General features: G+C 61.1%; 17 protein-coding genes and 2 pseudogenes. 1 reads left to right on the top strand and 18 read right to left on the bottom strand.

The window, feature by feature from the left end; all coding sequences use genetic code 11:
* The first annotated feature begins 48 nt into the window (after positions 1-48).
* Positions 49-588: an ATP-dependent Clp protease proteolytic subunit gene (locus FQ320_RS23445; RefSeq protein WP_148475707.1), complete on the top strand. Its 540-nt coding sequence runs from the start codon at positions 49-51 to the stop codon at positions 586-588.
* 181 nt (positions 589-769) lie between these two features.
* Here FQ320_RS23445 and FQ320_RS23440 read toward each other — a convergent pair whose 3' ends face one another.
* The 18 genes and pseudogenes from FQ320_RS23440 to FQ320_RS25905 all read right to left on the bottom strand — a co-directional run.
* Positions 770-1,405, bottom strand: coding sequence for a hypothetical protein (locus tag FQ320_RS23440; protein ID WP_148475706.1), 636 nt, complete (start codon positions 1,403-1,405; stop codon positions 770-772).
* Entirely contained in the window at positions 1,402-3,453 is a 2,052-nt protein-coding gene (locus FQ320_RS23435; RefSeq protein ID WP_148475705.1) for a phage tail tape measure protein, read from the bottom strand. The genes FQ320_RS23440 and FQ320_RS23435 overlap by 4 nt, the downstream gene beginning before the upstream one ends.
* Before the next feature lie 318 nt (positions 3,454-3,771).
* Entirely contained in the window at positions 3,772-4,116 is a 345-nt protein-coding gene (locus FQ320_RS23430; RefSeq protein WP_148475704.1) for a hypothetical protein, read from the bottom strand.
* 3 nt (positions 4,117-4,119) lie between these two features.
* Entirely contained in the window at positions 4,120-4,542 is a 423-nt protein-coding gene (locus tag FQ320_RS23425; RefSeq protein ID WP_148475703.1) for a phage tail tube protein, read from the bottom strand.
* A 53-nt stretch (positions 4,543-4,595) separates the two neighbouring features.
* Positions 4,596-5,021, bottom strand: coding sequence for a hypothetical protein (locus FQ320_RS23420; RefSeq protein ID WP_148475702.1), 426 nt, complete (start codon positions 5,019-5,021; stop codon positions 4,596-4,598).
* On the bottom strand, positions 5,018-5,356 hold the full coding sequence (locus FQ320_RS23415; protein ID WP_148475701.1) for a hypothetical protein: 339 nt from the start codon (positions 5,354-5,356) through the stop codon (positions 5,018-5,020). The genes FQ320_RS23420 and FQ320_RS23415 overlap by 4 nt, the downstream gene beginning before the upstream one ends.
* Positions 5,356-5,700, bottom strand: coding sequence for a DUF2190 family protein (locus tag FQ320_RS23410; protein ID WP_148475700.1), 345 nt, complete (start codon positions 5,698-5,700; stop codon positions 5,356-5,358). Before FQ320_RS23410 ends, FQ320_RS23415 begins: the two co-directional genes overlap by 1 nt.
* 73 nt (positions 5,701-5,773) lie before the next feature.
* The gene (locus FQ320_RS23405; protein WP_148475699.1) at positions 5,774-7,840 is read right to left on the bottom strand and encodes a head maturation protease, ClpP-related; all 2,067 of its coding nucleotides are present in this window, start codon (positions 7,838-7,840) and stop codon (positions 5,774-5,776) included.
* On the bottom strand, positions 7,830-9,332 hold the full coding sequence (locus FQ320_RS23400; RefSeq protein ID WP_148475698.1) for a phage portal protein: 1,503 nt from the start codon (positions 9,330-9,332) through the stop codon (positions 7,830-7,832). Before FQ320_RS23400 ends, FQ320_RS23405 begins: the two co-directional genes overlap by 11 nt.
* Before the next feature lie 4 nt (positions 9,333-9,336).
* Positions 9,337-9,537: a phage head-tail joining protein gene (locus FQ320_RS23395; RefSeq protein WP_148475697.1), complete on the bottom strand. Its 201-nt coding sequence runs from the start codon at positions 9,535-9,537 to the stop codon at positions 9,337-9,339.
* Positions 9,534-10,757: a terminase gpA endonuclease subunit gene (locus tag FQ320_RS27000; protein ID WP_370513104.1), complete on the bottom strand. Its 1,224-nt coding sequence runs from the start codon at positions 10,755-10,757 to the stop codon at positions 9,534-9,536. Before FQ320_RS27000 ends, FQ320_RS23395 begins: the two co-directional genes overlap by 4 nt.
* A 27-nt stretch (positions 10,758-10,784) precedes the next feature.
* Positions 10,785-11,452, bottom strand: a pseudogene (locus FQ320_RS26995) (phage terminase large subunit family protein); the annotation flags it as partial.
* A 215-nt stretch (positions 11,453-11,667) separates the two neighbouring features.
* On the bottom strand, positions 11,668-12,423 hold the full coding sequence (locus tag FQ320_RS23385) for a terminase small subunit (RefSeq protein ID WP_255509694.1): 756 nt from the start codon (positions 12,421-12,423) through the stop codon (positions 11,668-11,670).
* Positions 12,383-12,706 (bottom strand): hypothetical protein, encoded by a 324-nt coding sequence (locus FQ320_RS23380; RefSeq protein ID WP_148475696.1) that lies wholly within the window; start codon positions 12,704-12,706, stop codon positions 12,383-12,385. Before FQ320_RS23380 ends, FQ320_RS23385 begins: the two co-directional genes overlap by 41 nt.
* 2 nt (positions 12,707-12,708) lie before the next feature.
* On the bottom strand, positions 12,709-14,142 hold the full coding sequence (locus FQ320_RS23375) for a site-specific DNA-methyltransferase (protein WP_187394053.1): 1,434 nt from the start codon (positions 14,140-14,142) through the stop codon (positions 12,709-12,711).
* A gap of 73 nt (positions 14,143-14,215) precedes the next feature.
* Positions 14,216-14,929 carry a hypothetical protein gene (locus FQ320_RS23370; protein ID WP_255509693.1) on the bottom strand — a complete coding sequence of 238 codons (714 nt, stop codon included), beginning with the start codon at positions 14,927-14,929 and terminating at the stop codon, positions 14,216-14,218.
* Positions 14,930-15,026: 97 nt separating this feature from the next.
* The gene (locus tag FQ320_RS23365; RefSeq protein WP_148475693.1) at positions 15,027-15,689 is read right to left on the bottom strand and encodes a hypothetical protein; all 663 of its coding nucleotides are present in this window, start codon (positions 15,687-15,689) and stop codon (positions 15,027-15,029) included.
* 77 nt (positions 15,690-15,766) lie between these two features.
* Positions 15,767-16,065: pseudogene (locus tag FQ320_RS25905) on the bottom strand (hypothetical protein); the annotation flags it as partial.

Raw genomic sequence — 16,065 nt, 5'->3', positions numbered from 1 at the left:
CGTGCCCATCATCAGGTCACCACAACCGAAAAATGATGGAGATTCTTAATGACTACAGACTATCTAATTATGAATACCAATATTGATCAGGAAAAAGTTCAAACATTCATCACCTGGACGACAACAAAAATTCAAGAGGGGTCTTCTGGGTTCTATATTGCCTTTTCAACCAGCGGCGGAAACGTTTCAGCTGGCATTTTGATGGCTAACTACATTCAGGCACTCCCTGTGCCAGTAACTATGCACAACGTCTCAAGCGTGGCTTCGATTGGCATACCTATCTACTCCGCGGCAACAGAGCGCTTCAGCAACCCACTTTCCACATTTGTTTTTCACGGCTCCGGCATGACAACAGCGGATCGCCTAGACGAAGAACGACTGAAAAACATGCTGGACTCTGTGAAGGGACAGAATGACCTAATCGCAAAATCCATCGCAGAAACAGGTGGCCTTGATTATCAAGAGTGCCGAAAACTACTTTCTGGTGAAGTTTCCCGAAGCGCAAAATGGGCCGTAGAAAATGGCATCTGCAGCAAATTAATTGACTTCAAAATTCCGGAAGGAACTCAACTTATGAACCTGTTCTGAGCCAAAAGTATTTCATAGCTCAGTTCGGCTGCTAAGCGTCGATCATGCCCTAAGTCGTGCCTGAGATACTTAAGGCATTCTCTTGCTTGCGAAATATCCTCAAGCGTCGCGCCATGACCGTCAGACGGCAGCGAAGGAGGGTCACCGATATCAATTTTGGGTTTGAAGTCTGCATTCCTGATCATGTAATCACCTGTGTTGCCGTCCAGGAAATCGTGTCGTGCAAGCCGCTGTTCGGGCTGCGCTGGACTGACCCCGGATCCACCATGAACCGGGCAGGCGCATAGCGCAGCGCCACCGGGTTACCGACCGCGATAGCCGGTCGGATGCTTGGGCGAACCTCAAACCATGCCGAAAGCCCCGTGCCCGCCGCAGTGGTCGTTTCCACCGCGCGCAGCAGGTGTAGGTTTGTCCCGTCATTGATGGACAGCCAGTCGCCTTTCGTCAGCACAAAAGACGCAGGCAGGCCGGTGATGCGCAGCGCCAGCCGATCCGTTCTAATGCTGTGAATCGTGATGCCGGTGAGCGGCGACGTTTTGTCAGACGCTGGGAATGGCCGTGCGGGGTCATAGCCCTCGAATAGTTGCCCGCCGTTCTCCAGCGTCAGCAGATCAGCCTCGACCTCTCCCGCCCGGTCGCGCCGCATTGGCACTGTGAGATAGGACGCCTGCCACAACAGTGGCCCCATGTTTTTAACCAGCGTGACGCCACCGGCAGTGCGGCTTGTCTCCTGCCGCCACAGCGGCGCAATGCGTGGCGTTGATGTCTTGAATTGCAGGCCCGCCAGAATGTCAGTGCGGGGGAATGTAAGGCTCATGCAATCGTCCTCCGCTTGCGCCCGACATTTACGGTGTTGATGACACGGCTTTCAAACTCAGCCTGAGCGCGGGCCAGGGCGGCCTCCAGACGCTGGACCGCGCCAACATCCGCGCCGCGCGCGTCGATCTTCGGCGCGTAGGTGATGTTTTGGCCACCGTCTGCCATGCGCTTGCTTATGTCGTGCGGGATGATCTGCGTTCCGCGCGGCAAGTTCATGATTTCGCCGCCGCGTTCGTGGATCTGCGTCAGACCGCCGCGCCAGTTGTTCGTGCCGTTTGCGTTCTTGCCGATGCTGCCAAACATACTGTCCATGACATTGCCAAGCCAACCGCCGCCACCGCCGCCGCCCAAGCCGCCCCAGAGCGCATCGAACGCGGTACTCGCCAGCATTTCCGCGAACTTGCCAAGCAGCTCCCCAACGGCGTCTTTCAGGCTCTTCGCCCCTGTCACCAATCCGACAAAAGCCGACTTCATAGAATCCCGAACCTCGGACATCTTGTCCTTCAGCGCGCCAGCCTTGTCCTTCAGGGTGTCGAGCGACGCGCCAGCCGCTCCGCCGCCCCCTCCGCCGCCCCCGCTGCCGCCCGCACCACTCTCCAATTCGTCGTTCAGGCCCTTGGCCGAATTCGCTGCAGCATCGAGAGCAGTGGCGCCATCTTCACCCGCAGAAGTCACGGCGCGGCGCAGGAGTTCAGCAGCCGGAGAGACGATATTCATAGAATTGGCGATCAACGAAGTACCTTCGCCGATCCTCTTTGCCGCCTGCCCCAGCCAGGCATCAGCAACTCCCGCAAGTTCACCACCGATATTCGATGCCCCAATTCTGGCGCTCGCCCCCAGTGCACCCATCAAGGCATTGAAGGGCGCGGCCATTAGGTTGATCATCCCGTCCCACCTGCTGGCTATGATGGAGAACGCACCTACAAAGGCGGCGCCAATTCCCTGTGCGACACCAGCCATAATCTCGCCAAGCCCCAATGCTGCACGGCCCAGCCCGTCAAGTATGGAGCTTACGAACGACCCCAGCGCGCTCATCGCGTTGCCGAAGCCCCCGGCGCCTTTGACCAGCCGAGAAAACCAATAAACCAGCTCACCGGCACCGACGATCAGAATGCCGATGCCTGAACGGATCAAAGCGCCGCGCAACACGAGCAGCGCTCGGGACAGCCCACCTGTCGCAAGAACAGCCGCCCCCATAGCAACCACCCACTGACCAGCCAGATAGGCCGCGAAGGTGGCGGCGTAGGCGGCGAGACGGCCGATGTTTTCGCCCAGCGTCTGGATGACTGTGCGCAGGGTTCCGCCCTCGCGCATGACGTTCGCGAAACCCTGTGCCATCGCATTGAGCGCGGGCGCGATCGCCACGGTGATCTGGCTGATTAATCCCTGCGCAATCAGGCCCAGTTTCGAGATTGAATCGTTCGCTGCCTCGATCTTGCTCGCATCGGTTTCTGAAATAGCAAAGCCGAAAGACTTCAACTCTTCCGTCGCCTGGGCGATGGTCGCCGGGTCGAGACGCGCCAGCGCGATCGATCCCTCCTCACCGAACAGCTTGCCCGCCACAGACGCGCGCTGCGCTTCGGGGATGAAGTCCTTCAAAGCCTGGTTGATGGTGCCCAATCGCTGATCCAACGGCAGCTTCAACAGGTCGCGCGCCGACAGGCCAAGACGCTTGAGCGCGTCGGCAGCTGGGCCCCCGCCCGTCGCCGCTTGACTGAGACGGCGATACAAGTCCTTTGTGCCTTGCTCGATGCTCTGCATGCTCACACCGGCCAGATCACCCGCGCGCGCCAGCACCTGCATCGAGGTCGTGGTGGTGCCCAGCGACTTCGCAAGTTTCGCCTGCGCATCGATCGTCGCCATCGAATTCTTGATCGCATTGACCGAAAACGCCCCGGCGATGGCGACACCGACACCGGCCATCATCTTCTTCATCTGCGCCGAGAACCGACCCGCAGTTCCCTGAGCCCCTTTCAGGCCACGGTTGAACGGACCTGCATCAAGGCCGAGACGCGCGCGCAATAAACCGACATTTCCTGCCGCCATTTCAGCCCCCTTGCTGTCTTAAAAAATCGGCTCGGCTGATCGTCGCCATGCCAGAACTGGCCGAACGCAGAACGCCGGCCATTGCTTCTGGCGGCAAGGTCACCGCCCCGCCGCGTTGCGCATCGATGTATCGTTCAATATCGTGCTGCGACCCGCACTGGGCCCCGACATAGACTGCTTCGGCCATATCAGCGCGCCTATGGGCCGCGCGGGTACCTGCGCCCTTCATATGCGCCAGGTAAAGACGCGGGGTCAGGCGCCAGAACGCCGCCGGATCGAACCCGGCGGCGATATAGTCCGACAGCAGCGCAAGGTAATCTAACCCTGCGCTGCCTTCGCTTCCCCCGGCGTGTCTTCCGTATCCGCCTCCGCATCCGGGAAAGCAGCGCCAAGTGCACGCGTCAGAGCATCGGGATCCTCAGACAGCAACCGCCCGGCGTCCTTTTTGGTCGCACCCGGCTGACGTTCCAGCAACATGCACCAGATAAAGTCACGGATATGAATGGCAGACATCTCGCCATCATTCTCCATCTTATCCATGAACTCAGTGACCTTCAGTTTCGTCTCTTCTTCGAAGGCACACATGGCGTTGAAATCCATTAACAGGATCCACACCTTGCCCGCGACGGTGACGGCGACTTCGCCCTTGATTGCGTTCGCCATGCCTTATGCCACCACGCGAGCTTTAACCGTAAAGGTCGCAACCGACATCATCTTGCCCTTGGCGTTGATCCCGATCGGGCGCCAGCTGTTGAGATAGGCCGCATACTCCACCGGATCGGCACCGACGGCGGTCAGCTCCAAAAGAAAGTCCTCGCCACTTGCATCCAGCGCCACCAGTGCGACATCGGACTCACTCCCGGGCGCGTAATGCATGTTCAGCGCCCAGGTCGGCGCTTTCTTCATGCCCCGAATGAACTCTTCCGTGTCATTCGGACTTTCAAGGTGAGTCACCTCTTCGTTGTCCGGTGTCTGGTCGGGAAATTCGAATTCCTCGACGCCAACAAGTTTCGTCCAGGTTGGTATTTCTCCGACGCCCACCCGGACAGTCGAGCCATATCCCCGCACCGCTCCGCTGCTTGCAGCCATTGGTCAAATCCTTTCGATGTGATGTTTGCGCCATGGGGCGCGGGTTCTCGGGGTCAGACCCCGGCCAGCGGTTCGGCCAGCCAGGCCGCGACCGTGAATCTCATGATCAGCGTGCCGACGCGTCTGGCCCCGCCACCATCCAGATCGATTTCCGTATCGACCAGTTGACAGTCCTGCCCGTCAGCCTCCAACGCGGACAGAACAAGCCGCTCGATGACAGCACTGTCATCATCAAGAACGTCCTCGATATCCTCGCCGCCCTGCCGCTTGAGCGCGACAATCACGGTTGTTTCGCGCGCCGAACTCTCAAGGCTGTCGCGCTGCTTGCCCTCGCGCGGGGTGGCAACGCCCATAACCGGCAGGGTCTCGGCATCGATCTTCTGCGCCCAGGCCGACATGATCGTGAATTCGGCGAACTCACTGGATGCCTTGAGGGCTGTCCGCACGGCCGTGCGATATTCGCTGCGATAGTGGCTCACGGGTCCACCTCTTCCAGTTCGGCGATCAGGAAACTGTCCTGCGCAGGTGATCCGCTGGGCAGCATGTTGATCACCACAAACGTGCGACCGGCCATCGTGACCGGAGCCGAGGGCAGAACAATGTCGCCCCTGGCCAATTCGGGTGCCAGATCGCGGCGCACCCGCAGGGTGGGCGAGAGGATTATGACCGTGTGCCCCTCGGCGTCGGCCACCTCGATCGGCCCATTGCGACAGACCGCTTCCACCGTGCGCGACACGTCGCCTTTAGGCCGATAGGTGGTGGGCGACCCGAACACACCGGTCAGGACGCCCGCCATTCCGTCGAACAAGCTCATCAGCTAGTGACAGCAGCCGGTGCTGCACCGTTCAAACGAACAAGACCGGTGGCCGACGGGTTCGCGGCAACCGCCGCTGCCGTGCCGATCAGCAGGTTACCGGCGGTCAAGGCTGTGGTTGCTGCTGTGCCGGTCCAATAGATCGCAGCACCAACGGTCCAGGCCTGCGCCGAAGTCTTTGGCAGGGTGAATACGCCAGTGGTCTGGATCGAAAGGGCCGCACCGTTGGCGGCGTCATGCTGCGCCACGCCGAAAAGCACGCCGACTTTGACACCGGCACCGCTGACCGTAGCGCTGGGAGCAGGAACGGTCAGGCTGTCGCCCGGTTGGATGAAGGTCTTCATTGGGTTCTCCTGAGATGAAGGGATGGATCATCGAAGGCCGCGCGTGGTTAAGCGCCCTTCGACAGATCGGGGTTTACGCGCCCGGGTTCTTCCAGCCACCGCGATGATCGATGGCGCCCAGACCGAAGTCATGCTCCACCGACATTGCGACACCTTGCTGCCCGAACGGCTCGTCCATGCGGATGCGCGGGGCGGCGGCACCATCAAGGAAGCCGTGCACCCAAAGCGCGCCACCGGGGCGATCCGCACCGGCCAGAAGATACCAGGCATTACCGGTGATCTGGGCAGTGACGACTGGCTCAAGGCGCCCGGCGAAGGGGTTCACCTTGCCTTGTTCCTGCGGCTGGATCGATGCGACCAGCTGTTCGGCTTCGGTTTCCTTGTCTGGACCGACCAGAATGATTGACGGGCTCATGTTCATGGCCTTCCCGTCAATGCTCTTCTGCTTGCGGATCGCCGCGCGGCCGGCGGAGACTGTTGCAACCGAGATTGCAGCCCCAGCCGCAGCCAGGTTGTTGTGATCCGCATGGAACACCGCCTTGGTGTCGGAAAGTGTCGCCGACAGAGCGAAGGCATAGAACGTCTGCTCTTCGAAATCGGCGACCATCTGGCCATAGTCGGACAGCACATCGTCGATCGCGCCCAGCTCGTCGTTGACCATCATCTGCCGACTGATCCGCAACGCCACGGCATACGAACTGAGAATCGCGGTTTCACGGCTTTCCCCGAAGGTGCCGTATTTGATTTCACCGTTCTCACCCACGGGCTGCAGGGTCGGAAAATCACCTGCCCGCACCTGCGGATGTGCTCTGAAATCGGTAAAATCGCGACGGCGTGAAATCTGGCGATAGGTGGGCTCGGCCAGCTGATAGCGCTCCAGAAGCACCTTGTTCAGCGCGTTCTCGAAAATCGCGGGAAAGTCGGAAGTCGAATGCGACGCCGCCATGAAAGCTTCCATGCGCTGCCCGGAATTGCGCAGCGGACCGGTGTGTCCCGCACAGCTGGCGGCCATTTCGGCCAGCGTCAGGTTCATGAAGGGACGCGTCTGCGCATCGACCTGATCGGCGCGCATGATCTGGGCGCTGATCGCCGCTGTCATGCCGATCCGGCGGGTGGCGCGCTCATCGCGCAGAATACGGGCGGTGGGACCGCCCCGGCGGTTTGCGTTCACGGGGTTCTCCTTGCGTCGGCTGGCAGTGATTTCGGCAACCGCCTGGTTCAGGGTCAGGCCTCGGGCGATCATGTCGCGTGCCTCGGCAGTGGGTCGATTGGTGGCCTCGCACAGATCCATGATCTGCACAGCAACCGGAGCGGCGGCGGTCGTTTCGTCGCCTTCCTCTTCTTCCTCTTCACCATCGCCATCGGCGTCGGTGATTTGATCTTCCTCTTCTTCACCATCGGCGGCTGTCGAGGTCTGATCCTCTTCTTCCTCTTCCATTTCCTCGCGCTGGTCCTGAGCAATGGGCGGCATAGTTCTTCCTTTCGGTTTCGGCGCGGCACTGCCCGCCATCATGGCCAGGATGGCCGGTTTTGATTTTGGAGTTGCGGCCTTCGTGCTGGCACTGCGCAGCGCGGCAGACGCATTGGCGTAGATGCGATAATCGAACGCGGCGACTGCGGTGGAGTCCGTGCCTTCGTCCACTGCCGTGGCGAACCCGGCAGTAATCGCGCCGTCACCGTCGTAATGAGTTTCAGCCCGCATGATCGCCCGCGCCGCGTCGCGGCTGATTCCAGCCCGCTTGGCATAGACAGCGGCGAAGGCACCCGACATCACGCTCAGTCCGGCAGCGGCACTCAGGTGATCATCCTCGGTCCCCCGTCCATCAACCCAAGGGTTCGCCGGATCGTGAATCATCATGGTCGCGCCCAGGCGCATGGTGATCGTGTCGCCTGCCATGGCGATCAAGCTGGCCGCGCTGGCGGCAATCCCATCGATGACCACATCGACCCGGTCGGGATAGTCGCGCAGCATGGTATAAATCGCCTGCCCGTCGCTGGCGAAGCCGCCACCCGAGTTGATCCGCACGGAAAGAGGACCGGTGCGGCCCGCCAATTCGTCGCGCACCGTATTGGGTGTAAAGAATTCTTCATCCCAGAATGACCCGCCCACGCTGCCGTAGAGGTGAATTTCATTTTCCATTGCCAGAACCCTTTTGCGTCGTCGTTTTATCCTCGGGCGGCGGCGCTTGTGTCACCCCGGCCGCGGACACGGCTGCGGCGTCGGAGTCAAACACCAGCCCTTTGGCCTTTGCCTCGGCTGCATCCTTGGTTATCTCTTCCATCAGGCGTTCCGGGTCGGCGCCCAACTGGCGCACCACGCCGGAACGGGATGCGAACCCGGCCCGCACGGCATCGCGCAGCGCCGGTATTTCGCGTGTCGGATCGACAAGAATGCGGTGCGGCGGCACCCAGTCAAACCGCGATGCCATGATGGTACGCGCGTTCGCGGCATCAGTTCGCGCCCAGTCCTCGATCAGCCAGCGACCAATCGGCTCCATCATTTGCGGGATCAACATCAGCCACTGCCACGAGGACACGTTGCGATCCATCTCCATCCGCCCCATGCGACCGGAAGAGAAATTCACCCCCGACAGATCGCCGGTCAGCGCCTCGTAAGTGACACCCAGACCCGACGCGACAGCATGCAATCCGGTGCTCATGAACATGTCATAACCGCCAACGTCTGGCGGATCAGAGAAGGTCATTTCTTCATCCGGGCCGATGTCCTGAATCAGACCCGGGCTGAGAGACACCAGCTCCCGATCTTCTTCGGTCGCCTCGGCCCCCAAACGCCGAAATCCGGCGAAACAGGCCGCAATCTTCTGGCGCATGATCTGCGCGTCCTGATAATCGGCCAAGTCTTGCAGGGTCATGGCAATCGGTGCAAACCACGAAACACCGCGCATCTGCCCGGGCCGATCCTGTCGATAGATATGCAGAACATGATCTGCGGGCACGCGGGTCGATTTGCTGCTCCAACCCACACCGCGAAACGAGGCTGCCCCCGGATGCTGGGCGAACAAATGATAGGCAACACGCTTGCCGTCAGCGTCGTATTCGATGCCCTCTTCGATCGAATGTCCGTTGGACAGCAAACCGTCGTGGAGCGGATCGAGATAGTCGGGCTCCATCACCCGCAGCTTCAGTTCAGGGACAAATCGCCCTGTCGGCCCCTGAGGACTCGGATGAAACTCGCGCTGGATCAGCACCTCGCCGCTGTCCACGATGGTATTGGCAGCCAGACGTTGCAGGCCATAAAGGTTCTGGCGCCCGAAAACGTCAATCCGGGTCGTATCCAGCAGGCTTTCGATCATTCGAAACCCGGTCTTTCGCAGCTCCTCATCCGCACAATCGATGATCTTCGGAATGATGCCGTCGCCAACCATGTTGTTCGTGATCACCTGCTGGCCGCGCAGGGCGAACGGGTTGTTGCGCACCAAGTCGCGCGACACGAAAGCCAGCCGGTCGCGCTTGCGCGATGCCGCGTCGGCATCCGCGCCCGAAACCTTCCACGACTGGCCACGGCGCGTGCTGGTTGCAGCGTCGTAATGGGCGGTCGCTGCCCGGGCCCGAGCACGTCGAAGGCCCCGCTCGGGAGAGAACCCGGCGATCATGCGATCAAGAATGTTCATGTCTTCAGGTTCCACGCCGGAAAGTTGGAAAGTGCTGGCGAACCGTTGCAGTGGGCGCCAGCGAACGCTCGATCACCGCGATCAGTCGAAACATGTCGGCCAAAGATCGGAACTCGACGGACTCGCCCCCCATTGATCCCTTTGTGATGCCCTTGGCCGTCATAGAGCGCAGATCGTCGAGCTGCTGTTGGGTGTATCCGCTCAAAGCCAGTTCTCCCGGGGTTTGATCCAGTCATTGCCGCGCGCGGTCCGCCGGGCGGTGGAATGCACCGGCGCGGGCGTCGGCGTTGTTTCGGACTCGATCTGCGGTGCGGGCGCCGGGCCAATGTGCACCGCAAACGTGTTGTCCTCTTCCAGGCGCGCCCAGTCGTGCGGGCGCTCCCAAACGATCTTTTCGCCGCCGATCTGGATGTGCAGCGCCCGTGCCATGACAAGGTGGTCGAGGCTTTCGTTGCGCACCATGCCGGGACGTTTCTCCCAGCCCTTCGCGCCGCGCCGCTCGGCTGTGAACTCGATCAACTCGCCTTCGGACATCCATTCTGGCACGCCGCAGTGGTTTTGGCCCTCCTCGATCAGACGCAGTGACGTCGTCACCGCGTCCTTCAGGCGGTCCGTCGCCATGTTCAGCGTCTTGATGTCCTTAGCAACCCGCCGCCGTCCGCTGGCGCTTTCGGGCGCTTTCAACCAGATCCGATCGGTGTGGTTGAGCCCACCGCGACCACGGCTGAGAAACCACCGCCGGCCGTCGCCTGCACGACGTCGCGCACGGTAAAAGGCATAGGCGTTGTCCGTCGTTGCGCCGCCGCCCTGCTGATCGACGCAGAGCGCCACCGGGCGCAATTCCCACTCCCCGCCCTCGACAGGCCAGGTCCGCAAGCCCAGCGGTTCCAGCACGGCCCAGTCTTCGGCGATGCTGAAGGGGTTCAACGCCCGGTCCTGCGCGCCCGGCGCATCAGGCGGCGGTGACACGATATCGAACCGGTCAATCGGCTGATGCCGCCCATCCTCCCCCCAGGCCGTGACCCCCACGGCGAACCGGGTGCCCTGCACGTCGACAGAAACCGTGATGTAACGGGTCCATGCCGGTGCGGTGCCTTTCGCCGTCGAATTACCCTCGGCCTTGTCCTTCAGGCCTTGCAGGGTCAATTCCAGCTCCGATGTCATGCCGCGCGGTTGATAGGGCTGTGCCTGTCCAGTGTTAAACGTCGTTTTCAGCGCCTCTTCGTCGCCGGTCAATTCAAACTGGCGAAGGGCATTGCGATACTGTGTCACCAGTTCGGCCCAGCTAGAAAAAGATGCCGCTGCCCCGTCCAACCAGTAGGACAACAGATCCGCACGGCGCACCCGACCACTGTCGAGCGTTGCGACATCGCCGGTTTCAGTTTCGTGATACCACTGACCAGCGGTGTTCAGATCACGTTTCATCGCGTGGTCAATCCGCGCCGGGCAGTGCGGGCATTTCATCACTGCAGCTTCTCCCGCCTCAACCGGATCGGCGCTGTCGGGATAGTCCAACCTCCGAAACGTCGGCACAAACATCGCGCCGCAGTCAGGGCACGGCCAATACCACCGCCCGCGCGTGCCCTGCGGATAGAGCGCGAGAACTCCGGTGCGCACCGGTGGGCAATCATGCGGCGATGCCGCGCGCCAGTTCTCATCCACCAGCGGCGCTGCGGGGCTGCTCTCGACCACCACCATGCCGCGCGAGAGGAACGATCGCGCGCGCGCATCAGCGAATAGGCATCGCCCTCGCCGTCGACACTTTCCGGAAAGTGGTCGTAATCGGTGCCCAGAACGAGCCGGATCGTGGTGGAGCTGAGCTTGGTGATCGTAGGCCAGTCCAGTGTCAGCTGTGTGCCGCCTGTGAACAACTTTTGATACATGTTGTCGGCGCCCCTGCCCCGCGCCTGACGGTTGCGGATCTCGGGACTGTTGCGGATCATCGGCGCCAGCTTGTTGCGTTCGAACTCACCTGCCGCGTCGCGGGTCATCTGGAACAGCGCCACCCGGCCCGGATCGCTCATGATCGCATGCGCGATCGCTGATTGCAGCATCTGAGTCTTACCCGACTGGGATGGCCCACAAAACACCAGGCCGCGATAGGCGCGCGAGGCGATCATGTCGGTGGGCTCAACCATGTAAGGCGTCACGTCACGCCGGAACGGCTGCCACTGGCCGGACACGTTAACCCGCATATATCGTTCGGCGGATTCCGTGACGCTGATCTGTTCCGCCGGGCGCAAGGCTGGCAGGGCGATCTTCAGCGCCGAACGCGGATCGGTGTAAGGCGGCAGCGGCTCATAATCGCGGTGGACCTGCATTGTAACGGCCCCCCTCAGATCAGCCATTGTTTCTGTACCTCGACATCCGGCACATTCCGTTCGCGCAGCTCGGCCTCTTCGATCCTCTCGACCAGGGCGCTCAGAAGATCGGACCCGATCCGCTGAACCTGTCCAACCGCTTCCGGCTTTAACGACAACTCGCGCTCCAGAACGTCGGGCATCGCCTCGATCTTGTCGCGCACGATCGCGAATACCGATTCCATCAGATCCACCACATCATCCAGCTGCACCAACTGGCGGCGCAGCTGCATCGCGCGACTGTGCTGGATGTCGGCAGCGGCCAGCGCCGCCCGTTCCTTGGCCGACAGCGCGGCCAGCGGGTTCTCCCGGTCCAGCCCAAGGAACTGCGCCTGCAGCATGCTGATCTGGTTGGCGTTGTGGTCACGCCTCTGGCGTTCGCCAACATCGCGCGCCTGCTTCCAAGCCCAGCAGTGCGACAGCCGCAGGATATAGGCCTTCCCCAAACCCCCGGCCTGTGCGACCGGCATGTCGTCCTTGATCCACTTGCCCAGGGTGTTGACCGTCGTGTTCAGCGCGGCAGCCATTTCCTCTTGGTTCATGTCGGCATCGCGAACGCCGATCGGCAACGGATGCAGCCGCAGGAGTTCTGCAAGGTCCGGGCTGATCGAACGCTCATCTACGATCAGGCCCGGCTCTGGCCGAAGACCCTCAAGCCACGCAACCAGAACCGCATCGGCGCCGTCGTACCTACGCTCCAACTTGGACCCTAACGCCCGATCGAAGCTCAAGATGCTTACGCACCTCGCGCTCTATCGTTTTTCGTATAGCATCCACATCTCCTCCGAATTCCTTGGAGATGACATCGCTGCATCCTATCGCAAATTCCTCGAATGCAGCGCGCTCTTCACGCGCCATTCGGGTCACATGTGCCTCGACCTCCTTCCGATCGACCAGCTCGCCCTTCAGCTTCCGGACCCGTATCTGCGCCTCTTGCGCCTTGAAGGATTCGGTCGCGGCTTTGGCGCGCTCCAGCGTTTGCGCGCTGGTCGGTGCCCTATCTCCCCCCTCCACGATCAGGCCTCCTCAAGGCAAAGCTTTCGATCCGCGGCCACTTCCGAAAACGCCTGCCCCGTTGCCATCAGCGTGGCTTGGTTACCGGTCGCAACCTCCCACCGCTTGACGATCACGTCGACAAACCGAGGATCCAGCTCAACCATTCTGGCCTTACGACCCAGGACCTCGCACGCCATGAGCGTCGAGCCCGACCCACCAAACATATCCAGCACGCAAGCGCCTTTCTTAGAGCTTCGACGCAGCATGCCCACGATCAGATCGACGGGCTTCATAGTCGGATGCACATCATTCCGGCGCGGCTTATCAGCTCGGATGACACTGCCCTCGACCACCTCCAGCGACAGGCCCTTTCCTTTGATTTCAACAATCCGATCGCCGACATCGATCTGGATCGTTTCGTCGTCTAAGATCCGGAGCGGCGAACCTTCGACCTCAAGAACGGTCGTATTTGACCGACCGCCGAACCAAGTGTGGGCGGCGCCGGGCTTCCATCCGTACAGGATCGGCTCGTGGCGCCACTGATAGTCCGAGCGGCCCAACACAAGACTCGGCTTCACCCAGACCAGACAGCCTGAAAGCTTCAAGCCCGCATCCGCAAACGCCCCCCTGAAAGCCCGCCCTTCGGTGTCAGCATGCGCAACATAAATAGGGGCGCCCGATCGCATCACAGCAATCGCCGATCGATATGCGGCCAACAGAAACCCACGGAAATCAGCCGCCGCCATGTTGTCGTTCTGGATCTTGCCCGCCGCGCCCTCGTAATTCACGTTGTAGGGAGGATCCGTCCAAACGCAATCGATCGTGGACTCGCCGCCCGAGACTTTAATCACGTCGGCGGCGTTGGTTGCACTACCGCAAATTACCCGATGATCGCCCAAAAGCCAGAGGTCACCCGCTCGGCTGACGGGATCGACCACCGGATCAGGAATGTGGTCAGGATCCCCAAGCAGCTCTTTGCCGGGGTCCTCACCTGCCAGCCCCTCGAGGATCGCGGCCAAGTCTTCATCACCATAGCCGATCGACTGAAAATCGAATTCGATAGATTGCAACGCCGCAAGCTCGGCTCGCAGCAGCTCATCGTCCCAAGTCGAATTCTCGGCGATCTTGTTGTCAGCGATCACCAGCGCGCGCTGCTGATCCTCGGTCAAATGGGCCAGCCGGATGGCCGGCACCTTTTGCATGCCCAGCTTTATGGCAGCCTCGAGACGGCCATGACCGGCGATCAAGCCGCCGCTACCATTAATCAGCAATGGATTAGTGAAACCGAACTGCTGGATCGAAGCCGCAATTTGATCGATTTGGGACTCCGAATGGATTCGTGGGTTATTCTCGAACCGCTGAATCGCTTCGACTTTAATTGTCTCTATTTTCAATCGAACATCCCTTACTGAAAAGGCCGTAACAACAACCACAACCGCTTCTGCAACCAGCAACAACCCACCAGCCCCGCACGAAACGGGGTGCGAATTACCCCTGTGCGGGACCCGCCGGGAAGGACCCACGGGTTTATCTGGCGGTTGCCAGAGCCCGCGCCAATGTCCGCTCGAAGTGGATCGGGAACTTCGCCTCGAACACTTCCTCAGCGCCATCATAGAAGCCGAGCCGCTTTCGATATGTCGGCATCGCCGTGGTGAAGTGCAGAACCTTCGTCAGGCTCTTCTTGCCTTGCCGCTTCCACACGCCCGGCGACAGCTTCGATCCCGCACGTGGCACGAAGTATCCCGCCCGCTTGGAGTGACGCTTGCCCGAGTCCTTTGTCGTGTTCGTCGCCGTTTCCCTTTGCGACTGGATCGCGGAAAGAACGCGGTTGCGTTCCCCCGGGGACCAGTTGCCAAAGGCGTTCAGCTTGGCTCCGCTTGCCGGAATCACAGCCTGGATGTCGCCTCCGAAACTGACTCGAGACTGCATCAGCTTTTCCAGCCCCGTATTCGAGCGGGCCCCACCTTGCTCCTGAACTTTCAGGAAGTGACGGGCACCAACCGATGGCCGCTCTTTCACCTCGGCAGTCAGCGTCGACTTGTTCGCACGCCAGACCATGAAGGCATTGCGCGCGAACCGTGTGGGCCGGTCAAAGACGCTATCCATTCGCGTCTGCATGTGATCGAGAACATCGGTCGCTGCATCGTTAAGCGCCCAGACCGTCGCCTGCGGTACCTGACGTCGCTGTACGTCACTCAGGCCTTTCGTAAAATCCGAGGTATCCATCGGCATGAACAGCATGATCGATCCCCTCAAACGCAAAGCGCCCGGGCGGTGGGTACCGTCCGGGCGCAGGTCTGTTAATGGCGCTATGTCTAGCCCCCTTTATATTCGCGCGTCAACTACCTTTACGCCAGGGCGTCATCGGAGGCATCGCGTCAGTCACCTCGATTCGCTCCAATCCTGCCGACTGCAGCGCCACCATCACGCTCAGCAGATGGCCCCACCAATCGATATAGCGACGGCGTGCGCCAGCAATCTGCGATTGTGTCGGTGACCAGGTGCATGGCGTAAAGCTGACCTCATCATAGACCACCGCGCCCTTGCGGTTGCGCCGCTCCACCGGTGGCCAGCCTTCAGCCCCAAGCGGGCGGCTATCAGCGCGCCTTCCTACACGGCCGCCACGACCAAACGCCCAGTCCTCAGGACGCAGGCGAGGCACCTCGCCCGCCATGCAGTCCGGAACGCAGCGTGTACGGGCCAGATCCGCCAACCAACTGGCATCGTGCCAAAGGAGGGTTGCCCGCAACACGCTGGCCACGACTTCGGCATCGTCCGCAGGACTTGATCGACCTGGCGAAGTGTCGATCGCCACACCGCCCAACATGAACCGCTGATACAGGATGTACTCCATGCTGACGCCCGCGCGTTGTCCGCCGCTGCTGGCGCCCACCTCATCGCGCTCCATCTGAGCCATTTCAGTGGCGAAAGCCCATTCCAGTGCCGCCTGCACACCCATCTGTCGCCGCATCACGCCCCGCTGATTGCCCACCTTTCCCATTCTTCCCCTTTCCGGCAGAACGGCTGCAGGAGCGGTAGCCGGGATAACATCACCGATCTGTAACCGGCCCATCCAGCTCATGCCTGCACCCCCGGCGTTGCGCGCTCACCACGGCCTAGGGCGCGAGCATTCTCGCAACGGGCGATGGCGGCGCGACGACGCTCCAAAAGCGCGCGATCCGCCGACGTCAGATCCACGCCCGCCCGGTCAGCAGAAAGCAGGCGCTCATGCTCACGCACCGCAGCCCGTGCACCTTCGGAGATCTTGCTGACCACATAGTCGCCGGGCCACTTCCATTCGGTGGTGACCCAGCTCATCAGTTCAGGCGCCCATCCGCTTTCGATCGAAGATTGGCCGATCCGGCTGGCGAACACTT

Source organism: Oceaniovalibus sp. ACAM 378 (genome assembly GCF_008085915.1).
In the GTDB taxonomy this organism is placed as follows: domain Bacteria; phylum Pseudomonadota; class Alphaproteobacteria; order Rhodobacterales; family Rhodobacteraceae; genus Oceaniglobus.
The sequence above is the reverse complement of the archived record's forward strand: the minus strand, read 5'-3'. Positions and strand labels throughout refer to the sequence as shown.

What these genes read in the sequence shown, in the direction of transcription:
- FQ320_RS23425 (WP_148475703.1), bottom strand. Translation starts at nt 4,542, where the DNA reads ATGGCTGCAAGCAGCGGAGCGGTGCGGGGATATGGCTCGACTGTCCGG.
- FQ320_RS23410 (WP_148475700.1), bottom strand. Translation starts at nt 5,700, where the DNA reads ATGAAGACCTTCATCCAACCGGGCGACAGCCTGACCGTTCCTGCTCCC.
- FQ320_RS23370 (WP_255509693.1), bottom strand. Translation starts at nt 14,929, where the DNA reads ATGCTGTTCATGCCGATGGATACCTCGGATTTTACGAAAGGCCTGAGT.
- FQ320_RS23445 (WP_148475707.1), top strand. Translation starts at nt 49, where the DNA reads ATGACTACAGACTATCTAATTATGAATACCAATATTGATCAGGAAAAA.
- FQ320_RS23435 (WP_148475705.1), bottom strand. Translation starts at nt 3,453, where the DNA reads ATGGCGGCAGGAAATGTCGGTTTATTGCGCGCGCGTCTCGGCCTTGAT.
- FQ320_RS23400 (WP_148475698.1), bottom strand. Translation starts at nt 9,332, where the DNA reads ATGAACATTCTTGATCGCATGATCGCCGGGTTCTCTCCCGAGCGGGGC.
- FQ320_RS23430 (WP_148475704.1), bottom strand. Translation starts at nt 4,116, where the DNA reads ATGGCGAACGCAATCAAGGGCGAAGTCGCCGTCACCGTCGCGGGCAAG.
- FQ320_RS23440 (WP_148475706.1), bottom strand. Translation starts at nt 1,405, where the DNA reads ATGAGCCTTACATTCCCCCGCACTGACATTCTGGCGGGCCTGCAATTC.
- FQ320_RS23365 (WP_148475693.1), bottom strand. Translation starts at nt 15,689, where the DNA reads ATGGGAAAGGTGGGCAATCAGCGGGGCGTGATGCGGCGACAGATGGGT.
- FQ320_RS23415 (WP_148475701.1), bottom strand. Translation starts at nt 5,356, where the DNA reads ATGAGCTTGTTCGACGGAATGGCGGGCGTCCTGACCGGTGTGTTCGGG.
- FQ320_RS27000 (WP_370513104.1), bottom strand. Translation starts at nt 10,757, where the DNA reads ATGAAACGTGATCTGAACACCGCTGGTCAGTGGTATCACGAAACTGAA.
- FQ320_RS23405 (WP_148475699.1), bottom strand. Translation starts at nt 7,840, where the DNA reads ATGGAAAATGAAATTCACCTCTACGGCAGCGTGGGCGGGTCATTCTGG.